The organism is Reyranella sp. CPCC 100927 (assembly GCF_007859315.1).
Taxonomy (GTDB): Bacteria; Pseudomonadota; Alphaproteobacteria; order Reyranellales; family Reyranellaceae; genus Vineibacter.
This window is the reverse complement of the sequence record NZ_VOHA01000015.1, coordinates 111,185-131,152: the sequence shown is the minus strand read 5'-3', so window position 1 is coordinate 131,152 and position 19,968 is coordinate 111,185. Positions and strand designations below refer to the sequence as shown.

Sequence of the window (19,968 nt, the reverse complement as noted above, 5' to 3'; positions counted from 1 at the left end):
TGTCTGCCTGGAATGTTGGTGCGTTAGCCGGCCGCGCCGGTTGCGGCGGCAGCAACCGCCGTACGGCGGCCGGCGATGCCCCGGGGTACGGACGAGATCAGAAGCTGCGTATACGGATGGGTTGGCCGCTCGAGCACATCCCGGCACGGACCGTCTTCGACGATGCGGCCCTGGCGCATGACGATGATGCGCGAGCACAGCGTGCGTACGACGGCAAGATCGTGGCTGATGAAGAGCAAGGTGAGGCCGAGGTCGACCGCGAGACGGCTCAACAGATTGATCACCTGGGCCTGCAGCGACACATCGAGCGAAGAGACCGGCTCGTCGGCGATCAGGATGTCGGGCTTCATCGCCAGCGCGCGCGCCAGGCCGACCCGCTGTCGCTGGCCGCCCGACAACTCATGCGGCAGCCGCGGCGCGGTTTCGGCACCCAGCCCGACCAGCCCGAGCAGCGCGACGGTCTCGGCTTCCCAAGCCTGATGCGGCACGCCGCGCAGCGCCAGCGTTTCCGCCAGGCAGCGCGCAATCGTCTTGCGTGGATTGAGCGCGCTGCTCGAATCCTGAAACACCATCTGGATGCGACGTCGCCATGGCGCAGCGTGATCGCGCATCAACGCCGCGAGGGGTTCGCCATCGAGCAGGACCTCGCCCGCCGTCGGCCGCGTCAACCCGACGGCAAGGCTGGCCAGGGTCGACTTGCCCGATCCGCTCTCGCCGACGATACCGACGACATCGCCGCGCGCGACCTCCAGCGTGACGTCGTCGAGCGCGACGAAACGGCTGGCAGCCCCGACCAGGCGATCGAGAAAGCCGCCTTGCGGATAGGATTTGGTGACACCGCGAAGCGCCAGGATGGGGCCGTTCATTGCGGCCTCCAGCAGGCGACCCGCCGTCCCGCATCGGCCACCAGTGCCGGCATCTCGCGTTCGCATCGATCGACGGCCTGCGGGCACCGTGGCGCGAAGGGACAGCCCGCCGGCATCCGGCCAAGCCGCGGCGGGGCACCCTCGATCGTGGTGAGCGGACCCAGCGGACCCTGCAGGCTGGGCACGCAGGCCTTCAGCAGCCGCGTATAGGGATGACGCGCCGCTGTCTCGATGTCGGCCACGGGTCCGTCTTCGACAACCCGGCCGCCATACATCACCATCACGCGGTCGACGATCTCGGCAACGAGCTGGAGGTTGTGGGAGATGAAGACCACGGCCAGGTCCAGGTCGCGGCGCAACTCGGCGATCAGGTTGACGATCTGGGCCTGCACCGTGACGTCGAGGGCCGTGGTCGGTTCGTCGGCGATCAGCAGCCGCGGACGGCAGGCGATTGCCATGGCGATCAGTGCCCGCTGACGCATGCCGCCGGAGAATTGATGCGGATAGGCGTCAAGCCGGCGGGCCGCATCACTGATGCCGACGCGCTCCAGCGCCTCGGCCGCGATCCGGCGCGCACCGCCGGCCGACACCCGCCGGTGTGCCCGCACAACGTCCGTCATCTGCCGACCGATGGTCAGCGCCGGGTTGAGCGCACTCTGCGGATCCTGGAAGACCATGGCGATGTCGCGGCCGCGGATGTCGCGCATCCGCGCCTCGCCGGCAGCCAGGAGATCCTCGCCGGCAAAGCGCACCCGCCCGCCGGTGATACGGGCCGTCGTGCCGAGCAGGCGCATCACGGCCAGCATGCTGAGGCTCTTGCCGGAACCCGACTCGCCGACGACGCCAACGATCTCGCCAGGCGCGACGCTGAAATCGACGCCGCGGACGGCCTCGACGATCCCATCGGCGCCGCGAAAGCCGACATGCAGGTCCTCGACCTCGAGCAGCGGGGCGCTCATGCGACCAATGTCCGGGCTTCATGGCGGGGATCGAACAGATCGCGCACCGCGTCGCCGAGCAGGTTGAAGCCGATGACGGTCACCGAGATGGCCAGACCGGGGAATACCGGCAGCCACCATTCGCCGGAGTAGATGGCGTTGCGGGCATCCGACAGCATCGTCCCCCAGCTTGGCTGCGGCGGCTGCACGCCCAATCCCACGAAGCTGATCGAGGCTTCGATGACGATGCCGATCGCCACCAGCAGAGTCGCCTGGACGATGATGGGCGACAGGCAGTTCGGCAGCACGTCACCGGTGACGATCTGCCAGTGACTCGCACCCTGCAGGTAGCGCGCCTTGACGTAGTCCGCGCTGACGATCCGCTGGGCGACGGCGTAGGTTACGCGGGCGAATACCGGCGAGAACAGGCAGCCGATCAGAGTCACGATCTTGACCTCGTTCGGCAGCTGCAGCGATCCGATGGCAACCGGCCCGACGCCGAGGACACCGACAATGGCGATGGCCCAGACCAGCAGTGGAATCGAGGCGATGGCGTCCACGATCCGCATCGTGATCTGATCGCCCAGCCCACCCTTGTAGGCGGCAAAGAGGCCGGCCGAGACGCCGATCAGCGCCCCGATGATCACGGCGCCGATGCCGACCGCGAGCGACGCCCGGGCGCCGTAGATGACCCGGCTCAGCACATCACGGCCAGCCTGGTCGGTGCCCAGCCAGTACGTCGCATCCGGTGCAGTCAGGCGATGCTCGATGTTGATCGCGACCGGATCGTAGGGTGCGATCAACGGTGCGGCGATGGCAGCGCCCAGCATGACGAGGACGATCGCCGCGCCCAGCCACCCGGTCCAGTCGGCGGTACGCACGAGCTGTATCAACCGGTTCACGCCGCAGCCCTCTGCCGCGGATCGAGCACGCGGTTGACAAGATCGGCGCCGAGATTGGCGAGCACGAAGATCGCCGTGAACAGGAAGACGATCCCCTGCAGCAGCAGGAAGTCGCGCTGCGAGATGGCATTGAGCAACGCGCGCGACAGGCCCGGGATGTTGAACACCTGCTCGATGATCAGCGCCCAGCCGAACATGTAGCCGAAGGACAAGGCAGCCAGGTTGATCACCGGCGGCAGCGCATTGAGCAGCGCGTAGACGACGATCCGAGGCGACGACAGGCCCATGGCGCGTGCCGTGCGGACATAGTCGCCGCGCAGCGCCTCCTGCAGGCTGGCCTGCGTCATGCGCGCCAGGACAGCGATGTAATAGACGGCAAGCGAGATCGCCGGCATCGCAATGGTCTGCAGATGCGTCATGAGCCCGGACGACAGCGGCGCGTAGCCACCCGGCGGCAGCCACCGCAGATCGACGGCGATGAACCGGATCAGCACGATGCCGAGCCAGAAGGCGGGGATCGACAAGCCGAGCACGACTCCCAACCGCGTCACCGACGCCATCGGTCCGCCCAGACGCAAAGCCGCCCAGATGCCGATGCCAACACCGAAGACCAGGGCAATGGCAAAAGCGAACAGCACGATCGAGAGCGTGACCGGCAATGCGTCCACGATCTCGCCGGCCACGTCGCGGCCGGTCACGAACGACTTGCCGAAATCACCGCGCAGGACATCGGCGAGCCACGTGACGTACTGTTCGAGGAAGGGCCGATCGAGTCCGTTGGCCTGCTCGAACTGCGTGATCTGCGCCGATGTGGCGTCCGCCCCCAGCACAATCCTGGCAGGCGAGCCGGGGCCGGCGCGAGTCAGGGCGAACAGCACCAACCCGACGAAGAACAACGTGCCGAGCGAGGAAAAGAACCGACCTGCCAGAAGGCGAAACATCAGCGGCTGCACTCTTGGTCGTGACGTCTCACACCTTGACCTCGCCGACACTCATGGTCAGCCCCTGGTTGACCTTGAAATCCTGCACGCCCTGCCTCCAGAGGTTGGAGGCATGGACATAGCCCAGCACACCCAGCGGCGCGTCGCGCGCGACGACGGCCTGGATCTTGCCGTAGAGATCCTTCAGCCTGGCCTGCTCCGTTTCGGCGAATGCCTGTGCCAGCAGGCCGTTCAGTTCGGCGTTGTCATAACCGGTGCTCTTCGACAGCACCTGCCCCGGCGTCAGGCAGACCTGGATGATGTAGCTCGCCTCGCCGGGTGACATGAAGACCTGCAGCGCCATCTGGTGTTCGCCGCGGATCGCCTGCTGGATCAGCACCGAAAATTCGTAGACCTTCAGGTTGACCTTGATCCCGATCTTGGCGAGCTGGGCCTGGACAAAAATCGCGGCATCCTTGGTGTCGAGCAGATAGGGCTCGGCCTGGATGCTGAGATCGAGCTCCGCCCCGCTGGGGTATTTCGACTTGGCCAGGAAGGCCTTGGCGCGGTCGAGATCGAAGGCGAGTTCCTTGTCGGCGTCAGCGTTGAACCACCAGCCGCGTGGCGGTGCCGGCACGGCGCTGGGATCCAGCAGGCCGTAGTACACCTTCTCGCCGATCGTCTTGCGATCGATGGCGCAGGCGATGGCCTTGCGGAAGTTCACATCATCCAGCGGCGGCTTCAGCGTGTTGGTGTACATCAGCAGCGCACCGCCGAGCGTCGGACGCGAGGCTCCCGCGACGCCCGGCATCGTCTTCAGGCGATTGAACTCGCGCGGCGGCGGCGCGCTGATGACATCGACCTGGCCCGTCAGCAGATAGGCGACCCGCGTCGCGTCCTCGGGGATCATCTTCACGACGAGCCTGTCCCAATGCGGCAGGCCCTTGCGCCAGTAGGTCTTGTTCTTGGTGAAGCTGATGTAGTCGTTGGGCTTCCACGTTTCGAAGACGCCGAAACCGGTGCCGACGCCGGCCGGCTTCGACTTGAAATAGTCGTCACCATGCTCCTGGCGCGAGCCGGCGGGGAAGATGCCCATGTACTTCGTCAGGAAATACAACCACGGGCCGTAAGGCTCCGACAGTTCGAACGCGACCTTGTAGGGATCCAGCACGGTGACCTTGGTGATGCGCGTAAACAACGAGCGCCGCGCCGCCTTGTTGTTGGCATCAAGCAGGTAGTCGAAGGAGTACTTGACGTCCTCGGCGGTCATCTTCTTGCCGTTCTGGAACGTCACGTCCTCCCGCAGATCGAAGGTGTAGGTCTTCTTGTCGGCCGAGATGGTCGGCAGCGCCTTGGCGAGCTGGGGCTTCAGCGTGCCGTCGAGATCGTACTCGACCAGGTTCTCGAACACGGTTTGCCCGAGAACCATCGCGTCGTGATTGAGCTGATTGATTGGGTCAATCGTGATGGGATTACTCGGTAGGACGATCGAGAGCGTCTTTCCCTGGTTCGGCTGGGCGTGCAGGAGGCTGGCGGGGAGCAACGGCGCCAGCACACCGCCAGCGCCGGCAGCCAGGATTCGGCGGCGATTTGCCATGAAATTGGGCATCGAACTTCCCCCCTTGTGTGACGTTGCCGGCGGAGCAAAGACCGGCGCCACGATGAGTTTCGCCACGGTAACATCGCCCAAGCTGCAAATTAAAATAAGAACTCTTGGCATCTTGATAGTCTATGACTATCGTCATGGGCCATGCGCTACACCTTCGGCCAGGCTGAAGCGTTCTACTGGGTGGCCCGCCTGGGCGGCTTCCGCGCCGCGGCGTCTCATCTGAACTTGTCGCAGCCCACCGTCAGCCTTCGGGTCAAGGAGCTCGAACGCGTCCTGGGTGCCGCGCTCTTCAACCGCACGCTCTATCGCCCGTCGCTCACGACGTTCGGGGAGGCGATCTACGGCGATGTGGAGCGCATCCTGGTCCATGCCGAGCAGGTCCAGCGCCGATCGGCCGGCGGCGGCACCGGCCGCAGCCTGATGCGGATCGGCGCGGCTGATTCGTTCGCCGCCCGTATCCTGCCTGACCTGCTGGCATCGCTGGCCACGCAGCGACCGGAACTACAGGTCGATGTGACCGTCGATTTCAGCACCCGTCTCGAGCAACAACTGCTGGACCGTTCGATCGACATCGCCTTTCTGTCCCAGCCGCGTGCTCATGACGGCATCACCATCGTGCCGCTGTGGCTGATCGATCTCGTGTGGGTCATCGGCACCAACCTCCCCTTCGAGGGCGATGTCGCGACGCCGGAAAAGCTGGTCGATCTGCCGGTCTTCACCAACGGTCCACCGTCCGGGCTGTTCACGACGATCCAGATGTGGTTCGGCAGCCGCGGGCTGAAGCCGCATCGATTGAATACGTGCAATCCGCTGACCGTGATCGCCCGCCTTGCCGGTGCCGGCACCGGCGCCGCCCTGCTGCCGCGCGAGATGCTCAGGCTCTCCGGCGACGATCTGAAACTGCGCGTGCTGGAGGCCGAGCCCCCTATTCCATCCCACAATCTCTGCGTCATGTGGTGGGGCAACGAGGCCAGCGGGGAATACGCCTATCTTGCCGACATGGCGCGACGGATATTTTCCCAGACATCGATGCCGGCCACGGATCGGGCCGCTTAGCGCGGGCGGAACGCCCGCGCTCCCGGGATCGCACTAGCGCCGGATGGCGGTGACCATCTGGTCCAGCAGCTTGTCCAGGATCGGCATCGAGGTCGCGAAGTTGAAGCGCACGAACTGGCTGCCTGCCGGATCGAACGTCTCGCCGGCACTGAAGGCGATGCGGGCACGATCGTGGAAGAAATCGAAGGCCGATGTATTGAAGCCGAGTTTGGTGCAGTCGAGCCAGGCGAGGAACGTGCCCTCCGGTACACGGCAGACGATTTCCGGCACCTCGGCCTGCAGCCGGCCGACCAGGCGGTCGCGGGCCCGCAGCAGATGCGCCATGACGGAGTCCAACCATGGCTGCCCGTGCGCCCAGGCCGCGACCGTGGCATCGACGCCGATGGCGTTGGGATCGCCCATCAGGCGGGCCGGAATGCGCGCCAGGAAACGATCGCGCAGCCGTGCCGACCCGAAATGCAACACCGCGCAGCGCAGGCCGGGGATGTTGAAGCTCTTGGTCGGCGACGTGATCGTGATCGTGCGATCGGCGATCTCGGCGCCGAGCGACGCCAGCGGAATGTGCCGGTGGCCCGGATAGACGAGATCGGAATGGATCTCGTCGGAGATGATGATCATGTCGTGATCGATCGCGAAGCGGGCCATCGCCAGCAGTTCATCGCGGGTGAACACGCGGCCCGTCGGATTCTGCGGATTGCACAGCACGAAGATACGCGTGCGCCCATTGACGGCAGCGGCGATCTCAACGGTGTCGCAGACAAAGCGCGTGCCATCGTCGCGCATGGACAGCGGAATCAGCTTGCGGCCGGTAGTCTGGATGACATCCCGGAACGGCGGATAGTTCGGCACCTGCAGCACGACGCCGTCGCCGGGTTCGGAAAACGCCAGGACCGGCGCATAGGTTCCCTGAACCAGATCGGCCAGCGGCAGCACCAGGTCCGGATCGACCTCCCAGTCGAAGCGATCCTTCATGCGCGCCGCGAAGGCCGTCGCCACGGCGAGTCCCGCCTTCTCGCCGTTGCGCAACGGATAGCCGTAGTCACGACCATCGACGACGCGGCGCACGGCCTGCTGAATGGGCTCGGCGACAGCGAAGTCCATTTCGGCGACGAAGGCCGGCAACACCTCGGGACTGTATTTGCCCCACTTGGAATTGCGCTGCCGCCGCAGGGCTTCTTCGGAAAGATCGAAAGCGTTGGCTTGGTGGATGTTCTTATCAGCGACTGCTGGCGCGACTACCACGGTGCGTCTCTCTCCTGGTTCTGCCCGAACTCGGGTGTGCTTTTCTTCCAGGATGATGACGGCCACGACAACACCGATCCAGCGCCACGATTCAGGCATGCACGGCGCGCGTGACGCTCAAGAACCAAATCCGTTACGCGCGCCTGGCGTGGACTGGACACGGCGAACGACGCGGTGTGTCGCGTTGTATGAAATTGTGATGAGGTGGGAAAATGTTCTTGTTGCGTTCTCTTCAAATTTAAGGCATAGTGCGAAGCCTTAGCTTCGACTTGAACGTTCCGCTGATGTTCGAGAACGCCTCAGGTTACGCCTATATGCAGTATATCAACAGAATTCTAATAACTGCATATTGTGTAGAAATTGTTTCGAGCGTACACTGACTTTGGCGTCTTAGTCTGCCGCCTATGCGGGGATTGATCGGTCTTCGATGGACACCGTCGCCAGTTGGGATGCGTTGCCCGCCAGAGGGGCACGCCTAGTGTGCGGACATCAGCGGTTGATGCCAGCGCTCCGCGAACCACATCAACGGAATAGTGCTGGGCATGTGAGCGTTGACGTCAGCACGGAGACAATGACGACCTTCAGAGCGCTGCCGAGAAAAGCTGCAAGTGCAAACGCGATGCCCTCGCCGCTGCACGGACAAGGTCGGAATACTCGTTTTTGCCATAATGTTGAAAATACTCTGGACAGTCTCCACGTGAATGAGAAACGGGAACGGGGCTGATCTGGAAGCGTAGTTGAGGTGTCCATCCGAAAGCAGCGATATCCGGCCGGACCGACGGTTTGGCCTGATCTTGGCATAGCTCGCAGCGTAGTGATGAGGATACCATGCCGGACGACTCAGTATTCAACACCCTCGTGCGGTCGTTTGAATCGCGCCGCGAGACGGCCATGTCGCTGTCGGAATATCTCGAGGCGTGTCGCACCGACCCGATGCTCTACGCCAGCGCGACGGACCGCCTGCTGGCCGCGATCGGCGAGCCGGAGATCATCGACACGGCCAAGGATCCGCGCCTGGGCCGCATCTTCCTGAACAGGACCATCCGTACTTACCCGGCGTTCACGGGTTTCTACGGCATGGAAGAAACGATCGAACGGATCGTCTCGTTCCTGCGCCACGCCGCGCAAGGCCTCGAGGAACGCAAGCAGATGCTCTATCTGCTGGGCCCGGTCGGCGGCGGTAAGTCGTCGCTGGCCGAGCGCCTGAAGTCTCTGATGGAAGTCCACCCCATCTACGTGCTGAAGGCCGGCAACGAACTGAGCCCTGTGTTTGAAAGCCCGCTTGGGCTGTTCGATCCAGACGCGATGGGCGCCCTGCTGGAGGAGCGCTACGGCATTCCGCGCCGGCGGCTCACCGGGCTGATGAGCCCGTGGTGCCTCAAGCGACTGGAGGAATTCGGCGGCGACATCTCGCGTTTCCGGGTCGCCCGCATCCAGCCGTCGCGGCTGCGGCAGATCGCGGTCGCCAAGACCGAACCGGGTGATGAGAACAATCAGGATATCTCGTCGCTGGTCGGCAAGGTCGACATCCGCAAGCTGGAAGCCTTCGCTCAGAACGACCCCGATGCCTACAGCTACTCGGGCGGCCTGAATCGCGCCAACCAGGGCATTCTCGAGTTCGTCGAGATGTTCAAGGCGCCGATCAAGATGTTGCACCCGCTGCTGACGGCAACGCAGGAAGGCAACTACATCGGCTCCGAGAATATCGGCGCCATCCCGTTCTCCGGGATCATCCTGGCGCACTCCAACGAAGCCGAGTGGCAGAGCTTCAAGAGCAACAAGAACAACGAAGCCTTCATCGACCGCATTTCCGTGGTCAAGGTTCCGTACTGCCTGCGGGTGACCGAGGAAGCGAAGATCTACGAGAAGCTGATCCAGGGTTCGGCGCTCACGGCGGCACCATGCGCACCGTCCACCATTGAGACCTTGGCCCGGTTCTCGGTCTTGTCGCGCCTGCGCCAGCATGAGAACTCGACGCTCCACGCCAAGATGCGGGTCTATGACGGCGAGACGCTGAAGGAGTCCGATCCCAAGGCCCGCAGTGTCCAGGAATACAAGGATGCTGCCGGGGTCGACGAGGGCATGGACGGCGTCTCGACCCGTTTTGCCTTCAAGGTGTTGGCCGCAACCTTCAACCACGACACCACCGAGATCGCCGCCGATCCGGTGCATCTGATGTATGTGCTGGAGCAGGTCATTCGCCGCGAGCAGCTGTCGGATGAACTGGAGAAGCGCTACCTTGAATTCATCAAGGGCGAGCTGGCGCCGCGCTATGCCGAATTCATCGGCAATGAGGTCCAGAAGACATACCTCGAATCGTATTCCGACTACGGTCAGAACCTGTTCGACCGCTATGTCGACTATGCCGACGCCTGGATCGAGGACCAGGACTTCAAGGACCCCGACACCGGCCAGTTGCTCAATCGCGAGCTTCTCAACCAGGAACTGACGAAGATCGAAAAGCCGGCCGGGATCGCCAACCCGAAGGACTTCCGCAACGAGATCGTCAAGTTTGCCCTGCGTACGCGGGCGAACAACAGCGGCAAGAATCCCTCGTGGACGAGCTATGAGAAGATCCGCGAGGTCATCGAAAAGCGCATGTTCTCGCAGGTCGAGGATCTGCTGCCGGTCATCTCGTTCGGCACCAAGAAAGATGGCGAAACCGAAAAGAAGCACGGCGAGTTCGTGACGCGCATGGTCGCCCGGGGCTACACAGAGCGCCAAGTGCGGCGTCTGGTCGAATGGTACATGCGGGTCAAGCAGGCCGGTTGATCTGTTTGATCCGGCTGCAGCCGGGAGCGGCTTGCCATGCAGATTCTTGATCGGCGATTGAACCCGAGCGGCAAGAGCCTGGAAAACCGCCAGCGGTTCCTGCGACGGGCCAAGGCGCATATCCAACGCGCGGTGCGCGAGGCATCGCAGGACCGCAACATCTCGGACATCCTCGAGGGTGGCGAGATCAGCATCCCCACAGGGGGGCTGAACGAACCGCGCTTCCACCACGGGCCCGGCGGCATTCACGACAACGTGCTGCCGGGCAACAAGACCTTCGCCGAAGGCGATATCCTGCCGCGCCCCGAGGGCGGCGGTGGGCGCGGCGCCGGCGGCGCCAGCGATGGCGGCGCCGACGCGGAGGATGCCTTCCGTTTCATGCTGACCCGGGAGGAATTCCTCGACCTCTTCCTCGACGACCTCGAACTACCCGATCTCGCCAAGCGCCGGCTGACCGATGTCGAACAGGAAGGCCTTCGCCGCGCCGGGTACTCGGTGTCCGGCTCGCCGGTGAACCTCGCGGTCACGCGCACCAGCCGTCTGGCCATGGCGCGCCGCATCGCGCTGCGCCGCCCCAGCCCACGGACCATCGAGCAGCTCGAAGCCGAACTGGCCGCCTGCGAGGACGCCGAACGGCGCGTGGCGCTGCAAGCCGAGATCGCGGCACTCAAGACTCGGATGCAGCGCATCCCCTACATCGACCCCATCGACATCCGCTATCGGCGTTTCGAGAGCGTGCCCAAACCGGTGGCGCAGGCGGTGATGTTCTGCCTGATGGACGTATCAGGGTCCATGTCGGAGCACATGAAGGATCTCGCCAAGCGCTTCTACATGCTGCTCTACATCTTTCTCACGCGGCGCTATCGCCACGTCGAGATCGTGTTCATCCGCCACACCGACAGGGCCGAGGAGGTCGACGAGGAGACCTTCTTCCGCAGTCCGGCGACCGGCGGAACGGTGGTCTCGAGCGCGCTCGAAGCGATGCGGCGCATTGTCGAGGATCGCTACCGCCCACAGGACTGGAACATCTATGCCGCTCAGGCATCGGATGGCGACAATTCCTACGGCGATGGCGAACTGACGGCGAGCCTGCTGAAGGACGCCATCCTGCCGGCAAGCCAGTACTTCGCCTATCTCGAGGTCGGGGAGGCTGGTCAACACGACAATCCGGTGATGCCGAACTCGGCCCTGTGGGGCATTTATGATCGCCTCATCGGCGACGGCCACCCGCTTTCCATGCGCAAGGTCAGCAGCCGCAGCGAGATCTATCCGGTGTTTCGCGATCTCTTCCAGCGTCGTGAAGGGAAGGCAGTGTGATGGAGCGGCTGTTCGACGGCGCCGAGTGGGATTTTGCCACCCTGCAGCGGATCCATGACGCCTGCGAGGAAATCGCCTTGGGCGAACTGGGGCTGGACGTCTATCCGACCCAGGTCGAGGTGATCACGACCGAGCAGATGATCGATGCCTATTCCTCGATCGGCATGCCTCTGTTCTACAAGCATTGGTCATTCGGCAAGCACTTCACGCAGCATGAGGCGCTCTACCGCACCGGACTGCGCGGACTTGCCTATGAGATCGTGATCAACAGTTCGCCGTGCGTCTGCTACCTGATGGGCGACAACACGGCAACCATGCAGGCGCTGGTCATCGCGCACGCCGCCTTCGGCCACAACCACTTCTTCAAGAACAACTACCTGTTCCGGCAGTGGACCGATGCCGAGGGCATTCTCGACTATCTGGAGTTCGCCAAGCGCTATGTGACGCGCTGCGAGGAGCGCTACGGCCATGCCCTGGTCGAGCGCACCCTGGATGCCGCGCATGCCTTGATGGCTCAGAGTGTCGATCGCTATCGCGGCAAGAAGAAGCTCAACCTGCGCCAGGAAGAGGAGCGCGAACGGCGCCGCCGCGACCATGGCGAGCGCAACTTCAACGACCTGTGGCGGACGGTCCCGACGGGACCGGGCAAGAACACCGCGGAGCTCAGCGTTGACCGGCGGCGGGCGCTGCTGGGCCTGCCGCAGGAGAACATCCTCTACTTCATTGAGAAGACGTCACCGCGGCTGGCGCCCTGGCAGCGCGAACTGTTGCGCATCGTGCGCCACATCGCCCAGTATTTCTATCCGCAGGGTCAGACCAAGGTCATGAACGAGGGCACGGCAACCTACGTGCACTATCGCATCATGAACCGCCTGCACGAACGCGGCGCCATCTCCGACGGCCACCTGCTGGAATTCCTGCAGTCGCACACCAACGTCGTCTTTCAGCCGACCTGGGATGACCCGCGCTTCTCGGGTTTCAATCCTTATGCGCTGGGTTTCGCGATGATGCGCGACATCGAGCGCATCGTCACCGACCCCAGCGACGAGGATCGCGAATGGTTCCCCGACATCGCCGGCACCGGCGATGCCATGGCGGTACTGCGCAACATCTGGGCCAACTATCGCGACGAGAGCTTCATCGGGCAGTACCTCAGCCCGCGCCTGATCCGCGAGATGCGGATGTTTCAGCTGCACGACGATCCAGCCGAGACCGAAGGCATCCTGGTCGAAGCGATCCAGAACGAACGCGGCTACCAGCAGATCCGGCGGCAGTTGGCTCGCCGTCACGATATCGGATGGATCGACCCCAATATCGAGGTCGTCGATGTCGACCTCATGGGCGACCGCCGGTTGATCCTGCACCACAACGCCGTGAACGGCTGTGTGCTCGAGGAAAACGACACCCGGCACGTCCTGCAGCACCTGGCCGATCTATGGGGCTACGATGTCCTGCTGCGCGAGATCGACTCGTCGGACACCGTCCTGAAGGAACACGTCTGCCATCCGCGCGGCGCGATACTGGCGGCGGCGTAATTTCCTCCTCCCGCCCATGCGGGAGAGGCTTCACATTGCGGTCCAGCCGCCGTCGACGACCAGTTCGGCGCCGGTAACGTACGACGCCTCGTCCGAGGCCAGGAAGAGGATCGCATAGGCGACCTCGTCCACTTCGCCGGCGCGCCCCAGGGGCACACCCTTCAAGGTCTTCGCGCGCTGTGCCGGATCGGCAGTGCGGCCCGACGTGATCATGGGCGGCATCAGGCCGGGGTGGACTGAATTGACGCGGATGCCGTCACGGCCGTGCTGGACGGCGATACCCTTGGTCAGCAGCCGCACGGCACCCTTGGACGCATTGTAGCCGACATGGATTCCAGGCTGGCCGACAATACCGGAGACAGAGGACAGGTTGATGATCGAACCGCCACCGCTCTTCTGCATTGCGGCGATGGCGTGCTTGGTGCCGAGAAACACGCCCGTCGCGTTGATCGCCATCAGCTTGTTCCAGGCATCGGTGGCGAAGAGATCCTCGACCGCCGAGCCGCTGATGCCGGCATTGTTCACCAGGACATCGAGCCGGCCGTACGCCGTCAGCGTCTTGTCGATCACCGATTTCCAGGCCGCCTCGTCGGTGACGTCGAGGTGCATGTAGGCCGCGCGGCCACCGGCTTTCTCGATATCCGCGACCACGGCGGCGCCTGCGGCATCGATTACGTCTGCCACCACCACAGCCTTGGCGCCTTCACGCGCGAACAGCCGGGCGGTGGCAGCGCCCATGCCGTTGGCTGCACCGGTGATCACAGCCACTTTGTCTTTCAGGCGCATGATGTCGTCCTCCGTGATGGCATCGCGCGCCGACTCTCCACCTGCCGTGGTCACACGCAAAGCGTTCACGGGAATAGCAGCCATGCCATGTGGAGCATGCGCGGGATTGTCGCCCGAGCAACGCGAGGGATGACGCGGCCGTTCTTCAATCAGCCCGGCAGCGCACGCGCGGCGGCTAGAACTTCCTCCGCCGAGGGAAACTTGCCGATCCCGGCCATGCCTTCGCGGGCACATTCGATGTTGGCCCAGCGCACGATGCTGTTCTGGTCGATCAAGAACTGGCCCTTGAGCTGCGGCCATTGTCGTTCCACATCGGCCTGATCGACCTGGTTCTCCGTATAGCCGTCGAGCTTTGCCACCACGGCAGCCGCTTCCGGGATCGGCAACGGTTCCGGCAGGATGCCGTCGGGATTGATACGGGTCGTTTCGAACGCCGACACGAATTCTGGTGTCGGCGCGGGTTTGGGAACGCCGTACGCCCGGTGCGTGGTGAGTTCGGGATCGGCGGCCAGGCGCAGGCGGGTGGGACGAAACTTGAAATAGAGCCTGGCGTTCTCCGGCGATGTAGCCACAACGGCGAGCGTCTCGACGCCTGAGGCTTTCAACGCCTGCTCCGTCGTCGCGATCTGGGCGATCGCGCGGCGGCAGAACGGACACCACAGCCCGATGAAGAGTGCCAGGAACAGCGACGCCCGCCCGTGATAATCGGCCAGCGATACGATCCCGCCGCTGTCGATGGCAGGCAGCGCGAAGTCAGGCGCTCGCTCACCGGGCGAAGCCGTCGGCCGCAGTTCGTCGCTGGTCATGTGATCCCCCCGTATGCCCAGGCGCTAACAGAGAAACGGCAGGACCAGCAGAGCCTCAGGCTCCAGGCCGGCCCGCTCACATACCTCTTGAGATTTGGCCAGGTAGACTTCCGCCATCGCGACGTCCCCGGCGTCGAGATTGAGGGTGGCAAGCCCATCATAGCAGGGAAACAGCAGCTGCGGCTCGCCTATTCGTTCCGCCAGCCGTAAGGCTTCCTCGTATGCCGCGCGGGCCAGGGCATGATCACCGTGGCATTGATGGATCTGACCCAAAACGATCAGTGGCACGGCCAGGTGATCGAGCAACCCCAGACTGCGATCGAGATCGATCGCCATCTGCGCCGCGGCCATGCCCTCTGCCTCGCAGCGATCGGTCAGGGCACAGTAGGCGACAGCGAGGTTGGCGTAGAGTCGCGACTGAAAACCAAGGTCGCCGACCTTCTTGGCACTCTCAAGGCCACGCAGACACGTCTCGATGCTGCGCTGTGGGTCGAGCGAGCTGTAGAGCACACCGAGGTTGGTGTAACCCCGACACGTCGCCTGCAGCAGGTCATGCTGTTCAGCCAGCGCGACGCTCTGCTCGATGTGACCCACCGCTTCCGGCAGACGGCCCGTGCGGGCAAGCGCCACGCCCAGCGTATTGTAGGCCTGTGCCCGCGTTATCGCCGTGTCGCGGACATCTTCCGGGTCGAGAACGATACCGTCCTGACGTGCCGCTTCGGCGAGCGATCGTTCCGCCCATGCGATGGCTTGCGCGTTGTCGCCGGCGCGAAACGCGAGCCGGCCGAACTCCTGGAACAGTTGCGCGCGTTCGACGGGGCTGCCGTCGTCACCCAGCTGCTCGAGGCCCGACGTGAAGCAGGCCTTGGCCTGGTCGCGGTCGCCCGTTTCCCAATGCAGCGCCCCGAGCTTGCGGAACAGGCGCGCGACGCCCTCCCGATCCGCAACCTTTTCGAGCGCCAGTCGTCCCGTTTGATAGTGCGCCAGTGCCTCTGCCCATTTTCCTGTCAGCGCCAGGACATCGGCCAGCCGTTCACGGATCTCCAGGGCCTGGCCGCCGTCTGTCGAGCCCTCGCCGAGCGTGCGCAGGGCGCGCGCGTAGTGGCGGATGGCATCATCGTTGGCATAGACGGCGCGCGCCCGATCACCGGCGGCCGTCAGATAGCGCGCGCCCTTGGCCCTGTCTGCCGTCAGGCTCCAGTGATGACCCAGCGCCTCGAGATCGGTCAGCCGCGACGGCGTCGGCCCGATCGCGCGCTCCAACGCGCGGCCGGCCCGCTCGTGCAGCGCGCTGCGCCGCGCCTGCAACAGGTTCTCGTACACCACTTCATGGACCAGCGCGTGCGTGAAGCCGTAACGGCCGTGCCCGACCACGCTGATCAGATCTGCCTCGACCAGGCGACCAAGAACGGTGTCGACACCGCGCGCACCTGCCGCGATGGCACGCAGCAGCGTCTCGTCGAAGACCGTGCCCAGCACTGCGGCCTCCTGGAGCAGGCGCCGCGCATCGTCGGGAAGCCTGTCGATGCGCGAGAGGAGCAGTCCGTGCAGCGTGGCCGGAATGTCCACGCCGCCGACCGCGGCATACGTCCATCGATCATGGTTACGGACGAGTGTTCCTTCGGTCACCAGGCTGCGGATGATCTCTTCGACGAACAGCGGATTGCCGCCGGCCCGCGTCGCGATGACCTGCCGGATTTGGGCGAAGGCGACATCGTCCACCGGGCCGAACAGGCCGCCCACCAGCGCCTGCGTCTCGTCTGCCGACAGCGGGCCAAGCCGAAGGACGATTTGCGCCGCCCGGTCCACCGGGAGTGGATGCGCGTCGGGCCGCAGCGAGATCAGCATCATCAGCGGCCGCAACACCAAGCCGTCGAGGATCTCGCGCAGCAGATCCACCGAGGCGGCATCGGCCCAGTGGAGGTCCTCGATGACGAAGAGGAGCGGGCTTTGCAGCAGGCGCTGCTCGATCAGCATCCGCGCCGCCAGGGCGATCTGACGCCGGAGTTGCTCGGGGTCCAGTTCGCCGGAACGCTCCTCCTCGATGCCCAACACATAGCTCAGCACCGGCATGATCGCTGCTGCCGTGTCGGGCTGGGCGCCCAGCGCGTGCAGGCCCGCGGCGAGCTTCTGCCGTGCAACGTCGACCGAGTCGTCGAGGGTGACTCCATACCCTTCCCGAAAGAGCGTCGCGAAAACGCCGTAAGCCGGCTCGCCCATGGATGCGCATGCAACCCGCCGGACGGCGGTGCGGAGAAACCGGTCGTCATCCGCCAGGTGCCGCAGGAACTCCGCCATCAGCCGCGACTTGCCGGTACCAGCCTCGCCGACCAGGCTCACCACCTGGGCGCTGCCATCCTGCATCCGATCGAAGGCCGCCAACAGCTGACCAAGCTCGGCGCTGCGTCCGATCAGCGGTGAGGCCAGCCCGTATGCCGAAAGCCCGCGCGCCGATTGCGGCTCGGCAAGCGCGCCCAGCAGCCGATAGACCACCGTTGGTTCGGCTTTGCCGCGCAGCGCGACGTCACCCGCGGGCTCGAAGGAGAAGCGATACCGGGTCAGGGCATGGGTTGCCGCCGAGACCAGGATCGTTCCCGGCGCTGCTGCGCCCAGCAGTCGGGCGGTGGTGTTCACGGCGTCGCCTGTCACATCGTATGCTGCGCCGGCGACCGCGCTGAAAGTGCCGGCCACCACCGGCCCGGTATGCACGGCGATGTGCAGGGCCACCGGCTGGCCGAGCCGCGCCGTCCATTGATCGTCCAGTGTCCGCCCGACCGCGAGCATGGCCAGCGCCGCATCGAGCGCCCGCTGCGGATCGTCCTCATGCGCGACCGGCGCACCGAAGAGCGCCAGCACGGCATCGCCGATGAACTTCGCCACGAAACCGTCGTAGCGGGTGACCACCTGGGTCAGCGCCTCGAACAACGCGTCCTGGAACGCCCGCACATCCTCAGGGTCAAGCCGTTCGGACAGCGCGGTGAAGCCGCAAAGATCAGCAAAGAGGATCGTGACCTGGCGGCGGTCGGCCTCCCGGTGCGGACTGGGCGCCATGGGCAGCGGTACGGCTGCCGGCGCGGCACCCGTGCGGTGCGCAGGAAGGCCGCAGTGCGGGCAGAAGGCGAAACCCGGCGATAGCTCCTGACCGCAGCCGACGCACGTCATCGAGAGGCTCATCAAGCCGTGCAGGACAGCCATTACCATAGCACCGGAGCCGGCAAGCACTCCAGCGCTAGGCAGGATCGGCGCCGTCAGCCTAGGATCGGCGCCGTCAGCCTAGGATCGGCGCCGTCAGCCTAGCATCGGCGCCGCATTCCGCTGGGGAGTCTGGTCCATGCGTCAGTCCGTATCGTTCTACAGTGAAGGCGTGAAGCTCGACGGCGATCTGTTCCTGCCCGACGACCTGAGGCCGGGCGAAAAACGGGCCGGAATCGTCCTGTGCCACGGCTACACCGGCGTGAAGGACCTCTACCTGCCCGACAACGCCGCGGCCCTGAACCAGGTCGGCTATGTCGTGCTGACGTTCGATTACAAGGGCTGGGGCAAAAGCGAGGGTGCGCGCAGCCGGCTGGCCCCCTTCAGCCGGGTTGCCGACGTGCAGGCCGCGATCACCTTCCTCGGCCTCCAGCCGTCGTGCGACAAGCAGCGCATCGGGCTCTACGGCACCAGCTACGGCTGCGCCACGGTGGTATTCACCGCAGCCATCGACGAGCGCGTGACGTGCACGGTCGGCGTCGTCGGCATGGGACACGGCGGGCGCTGGATGCGCAGCGTGAGGCGGCCCGACGAGTGGTTCGACCTGCTGGCCCGTGCCGAAAAGGATCGCGAACGGCGGGTGCTGACAGGCGAATCCGAGTTCGTCGCCCGTGAGGACGTCCTGTTGCCGGACCGCCAGTCGGCCGAACTGGCGGCCAAGGCCCGCGCCGCCAACCCCAACGCGGTCGGCACGATTCCGCTGGAATACATCGACGAGACGTTGTCATTCCACCCCGAGTGGGTGGTGGACAAGATCGCCCCGCGGCCGCTGCTGCTGATCGCTGCCGGCGATGATCGCCTCGTACCGCCCGAGGATTGCCGGTCGCTGTTCGACAAAGCCGGCGAACCCAAGAAGCTGGTCGTGCTGCCGGGTGTCGGCCACTACCAAGTCTATACCCAACCCGCTTTCGACGACGTGATACGCGAGACCAGCGGCTGGTTCCGCCAGCACCTGCCGGCGATCCGCCAGTAGCGGGCAGCCCCGCCGGGAATGGTCGGTATCACACGCTACCGCGCCATCACGCGGTTTTGGATGACAATGCCGGCACTGGAGATACAGTTCGGACCAGGAGGACAAGGCCATGGCCGAGATCAGGTTCGCTGCCGGCGCACCGCACGCGCCGGGTTTGATCGGGTTGATGCAGACGGCGCCAGGTCCGGTCAAGGACGTGGTGGCCCATACCTACCGCAGCCTTGGCGAGGCGATCGCGTCCTCGGCGATCGATGTGCTGATCATTTTCGCCAATGATCATCTCGCCAACAGCCGCATCCGTGCCTATCCCGACTTCCTCATCGGCATGGCGGGCGAGCATCGTGGGCCCTATGAGTGGTTCAAACCGTGGATCGGTTGCCGGGATTACACGGTAAAAGGCGCACCGGATATCGCCGCCGCGCTGTTTGGCGGCATGACGAAGCGTGGCATCCGCATGTTCGCCCAGCACGAGAACCTGAAGTTCGACGACAACATCTCGGTCCCGGTGCTGCTGACCGACATCGAGGGGTCGGGCGTTCCGATCGTGCCGGTGCTGCAGAATTGCACCGTGCCGCCGATCCCCGATCAGCACCGTTGCTATGCGGTCGGCCAGGCGCTGGGTGATTTCATCCGCAACGACCTGCCCGCCGACATGCGGGTTGGTCTGCTGGGCTCCGGCGGCTTGAGTCACGAACCGGGCGGCTCGCGCTACTACTTCATCGATGAAGACTTCGACCGCTGGTTCCTCGATCTCGTGGCCTCGGGCGATCACGACCGACTGCTGCGCGAGCTGACCCTGGAGAGGATGGAAGCGGCCGGGTCCAGCGGTACCGCCGAGTTGCTGGCCTGGGTCGTCGTGCTGGGCGCGATCGGCCCGCGACCGGGCAAGAGCTTCGGCTATGCCGCGCATCGGGAGTTCAAATGCGGCGTCGGTGCCGTGCAGTGGGACATGGACGCCAACCAGCCCAAGCTGCGCGCCGCGGCCGAGTGAGGG

Annotated in this window: 15 protein-coding genes; 6 read left to right on the top strand and 9 right to left on the bottom strand. The window is 64.8% G+C overall.

Features of this window, described 5'->3' with window-relative positions; all coding sequences use genetic code 11:
• Window positions 1-23: 23 nt before the first annotated feature.
• Genes FQU96_RS29820 through FQU96_RS29800 form a run of 5 tightly spaced genes read right to left on the bottom strand, consistent with a single transcriptional unit; the run spans window position 24 to window position 5,223 of the window.
• Complete coding sequence (locus FQU96_RS29820; RefSeq protein WP_178130783.1) at window positions 24-866, bottom strand: ATP-binding cassette domain-containing protein; 843 nt, start codon at window positions 864-866, stop codon at window positions 24-26.
• The gene (locus FQU96_RS29815; protein WP_146545021.1) at window positions 863-1,825 is read right to left on the bottom strand and encodes an ABC transporter ATP-binding protein; all 963 of its coding nucleotides are present in this window, start codon (window positions 1,823-1,825) and stop codon (window positions 863-865) included. Before FQU96_RS29815 ends, FQU96_RS29820 begins: the two co-directional genes overlap by 4 nt.
• Window positions 1,822-2,706 carry an ABC transporter permease gene (locus FQU96_RS29810; protein WP_218574928.1) on the bottom strand — a complete coding sequence of 295 codons (885 nt, stop codon included), beginning with the start codon at window positions 2,704-2,706 and terminating at the stop codon, window positions 1,822-1,824. Before FQU96_RS29810 ends, FQU96_RS29815 begins: the two co-directional genes overlap by 4 nt.
• Window positions 2,703-3,647, bottom strand: a complete 945-nt coding sequence (locus FQU96_RS29805) for an ABC transporter permease (protein WP_146545020.1) — start codon at window positions 3,645-3,647, stop codon at window positions 2,703-2,705. The genes FQU96_RS29810 and FQU96_RS29805 overlap by 4 nt, the downstream gene beginning before the upstream one ends.
• Window positions 3,648-3,675: 28 nt before the next feature.
• Window positions 3,676-5,223 carry an ABC transporter substrate-binding protein gene (locus FQU96_RS29800; RefSeq protein WP_178130782.1) on the bottom strand — a complete coding sequence of 516 codons (1,548 nt, stop codon included), beginning with the start codon at window positions 5,221-5,223 and terminating at the stop codon, window positions 3,676-3,678.
• A 153-nt stretch (window positions 5,224-5,376) separates the two neighbouring features.
• Here FQU96_RS29800 and FQU96_RS29795 point away from each other — a divergent pair, with 153 nt between their 5' ends.
• A complete protein-coding gene (locus FQU96_RS29795; RefSeq protein ID WP_146545018.1) occupies window positions 5,377-6,291 on the top strand; it encodes a LysR family transcriptional regulator in 915 nt (304 codons plus the stop codon).
• 33 nt (window positions 6,292-6,324) lie between these two features.
• Here FQU96_RS29795 and FQU96_RS29790 read toward each other — a convergent pair whose 3' ends face one another.
• Entirely contained in the window at window positions 6,325-7,533 is a 1,209-nt protein-coding gene (locus FQU96_RS29790; RefSeq protein ID WP_255468623.1) for a MalY/PatB family protein, read from the bottom strand.
• Between the two features lie 828 nt (window positions 7,534-8,361).
• Between FQU96_RS29790 and FQU96_RS29785 the strand changes: the two genes are divergently transcribed.
• From FQU96_RS29785 to FQU96_RS29775, 3 genes are read left to right on the top strand one after another with little or no spacing between them, the layout of a single operon-like run.
• Entirely contained in the window at window positions 8,362-10,305 is a 1,944-nt protein-coding gene (locus FQU96_RS29785; protein WP_146545017.1) for a PrkA family serine protein kinase, read from the top strand.
• A gap of 36 nt (window positions 10,306-10,341) precedes the next feature.
• A complete protein-coding gene (locus tag FQU96_RS29780; protein WP_146545016.1) occupies window positions 10,342-11,622 on the top strand; it encodes a YeaH/YhbH family protein in 1,281 nt (426 codons plus the stop codon).
• Window positions 11,622-13,157 (top strand): SpoVR family protein, encoded by a 1,536-nt coding sequence (locus tag FQU96_RS29775; protein ID WP_178130790.1) that lies wholly within the window; start codon window positions 11,622-11,624, stop codon window positions 13,155-13,157. Before FQU96_RS29780 ends, FQU96_RS29775 begins: the two co-directional genes overlap by 1 nt.
• Before the next feature lie 30 nt (window positions 13,158-13,187).
• Here the strand turns inward: FQU96_RS29775 and FQU96_RS29770 are convergent, their stop codons facing one another.
• The 3 genes from FQU96_RS29770 to FQU96_RS29760 all read right to left on the bottom strand — a co-directional run bounded on the left by FQU96_RS29770 (window position 13,188) and on the right by FQU96_RS29760 (window position 17,944).
• The gene (locus tag FQU96_RS29770) at window positions 13,188-13,943 is read right to left on the bottom strand and encodes an SDR family NAD(P)-dependent oxidoreductase (RefSeq protein ID WP_178130781.1); all 756 of its coding nucleotides are present in this window, start codon (window positions 13,941-13,943) and stop codon (window positions 13,188-13,190) included.
• Window positions 13,944-14,092: 149 nt separating this feature from the next.
• Window positions 14,093-14,749, bottom strand: coding sequence for a peroxiredoxin (locus FQU96_RS29765; RefSeq protein ID WP_146545014.1), 657 nt, complete (start codon window positions 14,747-14,749; stop codon window positions 14,093-14,095).
• A gap of 24 nt (window positions 14,750-14,773) precedes the next feature.
• Window positions 14,774-17,944: an adenylate/guanylate cyclase domain-containing protein gene (locus FQU96_RS29760; protein ID WP_255468622.1), complete on the bottom strand. Its 3,171-nt coding sequence runs from the start codon at window positions 17,942-17,944 to the stop codon at window positions 14,774-14,776.
• A gap of 136 nt (window positions 17,945-18,080) precedes the next feature.
• Between FQU96_RS29760 and FQU96_RS29755 the strand changes: the two genes are divergently transcribed.
• Window positions 18,081-18,974, top strand: a complete 894-nt coding sequence (locus tag FQU96_RS29755) for an alpha/beta hydrolase (RefSeq protein ID WP_146545013.1) — start codon at window positions 18,081-18,083, stop codon at window positions 18,972-18,974.
• Between the two features lie 109 nt (window positions 18,975-19,083).
• Complete coding sequence (locus tag FQU96_RS29750) at window positions 19,084-19,965, top strand: hypothetical protein (RefSeq protein ID WP_146545012.1); 882 nt, start codon at window positions 19,084-19,086, stop codon at window positions 19,963-19,965.
• Window positions 19,966-19,968 lie beyond the last annotated feature (3 nt).

Excerpts from the sequence above, each read along its gene's own strand:
- FQU96_RS29820 (WP_178130783.1), bottom strand. The coding sequence starts at position 866 with ATGAACGGCCCCATCCTGGCGCTTCGCGGTGTCACCAAATCCTATCCG.
- FQU96_RS29815 (WP_146545021.1), bottom strand. The coding sequence starts at position 1,825 with ATGAGCGCCCCGCTGCTCGAGGTCGAGGACCTGCATGTCGGCTTTCGC.
- FQU96_RS29805 (WP_146545020.1), bottom strand. The coding sequence starts at position 3,647 with ATGTTTCGCCTTCTGGCAGGTCGGTTCTTTTCCTCGCTCGGCACGTTG.
- FQU96_RS29800 (WP_178130782.1), bottom strand. The coding sequence starts at position 5,223 with ATGGCAAATCGCCGCCGAATCCTGGCTGCCGGCGCTGGCGGTGTGCTG.
- FQU96_RS29795 (WP_146545018.1), top strand. The coding sequence starts at position 5,377 with ATGCGCTACACCTTCGGCCAGGCTGAAGCGTTCTACTGGGTGGCCCGC.
- FQU96_RS29785 (WP_146545017.1), top strand. The coding sequence starts at position 8,362 with ATGCCGGACGACTCAGTATTCAACACCCTCGTGCGGTCGTTTGAATCG.
- FQU96_RS29780 (WP_146545016.1), top strand. The coding sequence starts at position 10,342 with ATGCAGATTCTTGATCGGCGATTGAACCCGAGCGGCAAGAGCCTGGAA.
- FQU96_RS29775 (WP_178130790.1), top strand. The coding sequence starts at position 11,622 with ATGGAGCGGCTGTTCGACGGCGCCGAGTGGGATTTTGCCACCCTGCAG.
- FQU96_RS29770 (WP_178130781.1), bottom strand. The coding sequence starts at position 13,943 with ATGCGCCTGAAAGACAAAGTGGCTGTGATCACCGGTGCAGCCAACGGC.
- FQU96_RS29765 (WP_146545014.1), bottom strand. The coding sequence starts at position 14,749 with ATGACCAGCGACGAACTGCGGCCGACGGCTTCGCCCGGTGAGCGAGCG.
- FQU96_RS29760 (WP_255468622.1), bottom strand. The coding sequence starts at position 17,944 with ATGGCTGTCCTGCACGGCTTGATGAGCCTCTCGATGACGTGCGTCGGC.
- FQU96_RS29755 (WP_146545013.1), top strand. The coding sequence starts at position 18,081 with ATGCGTCAGTCCGTATCGTTCTACAGTGAAGGCGTGAAGCTCGACGGC.
- FQU96_RS29750 (WP_146545012.1), top strand. The coding sequence starts at position 19,084 with ATGGCCGAGATCAGGTTCGCTGCCGGCGCACCGCACGCGCCGGGTTTG.